The sequence below is a fragment of the Bacteroides sp. 519 genome (genome assembly GCF_010500955.1).
Classification (GTDB): Bacteria; Bacteroidota; Bacteroidia; order Bacteroidales; family Bacteroidaceae; genus Bacteroides.
The window spans coordinates 1-624 of sequence record NZ_QVMJ01000075.1 but is presented as its reverse complement, the minus strand read 5'-3'; the positions used below and the strand labels follow the sequence as shown (position 1 = coordinate 624).

The window sequence follows — 624 nt, the reverse complement described above, 5'->3', positions numbered from 1 at the left end:
ATAACCCCCAGTGAAGCGAAGCGACTGGGGGTAGATAAATCACTCACTCGCATGGGAACCCGATAAGGGTTCAATTGGATATTCAACACCTTCGGCGTTGATGAGATTGAGTCTATTCTCCCCCCCAGTCGCTTCGCTTCACTGGGGGTTATTCAAATTTTACCCCAAGGGGTAATTGCTTGTGAACTCACTTTTAAGTATGAATAATGCAGGCTATAAAAAGATGTGGTGAATTATCTTCTAATAACGGCAAAATTAACTTTTAAATGTGCAGAAACTAACTTCTGAATGTGCATAATTAAACAGGGCTGTTTATAAACAACTGATTGGCTGTTTATATAAAACCAATTAGCTCTTTATAGAAAGCTAATTGGTTGTTTATAAACAGCCGAGTTTGAATGTGCAGAAAAAATAGTTATTTACTACGGATGCGGGAGTTAATTTGTGGGGTTGGGGAAGTTAATTAATATGCTAATACCAAAGACAATACTTTTTTCTTACCTTTGCTATAAATCCGCAACCCCGAGTAACATGAAAATAATTCCATACGGTATCAGCGATTACGAAAGAATCAGCCTGCAAGATTATTATTATGTGGATAAGACCCGTTTTATCCCTTTGGTA

1 protein-coding gene is annotated in these 624 nt (G+C 37.7%); it reads left to right on the top strand.

The genetic code is table 11. The features are described from left to right. Positions 1–468: 468 nt before the first annotated feature. The coding region (locus D0T85_RS23265) for an AAA family ATPase (RefSeq protein ID WP_163215662.1) at positions 469–624 on the top strand (156 nt) is incomplete at its 3' end.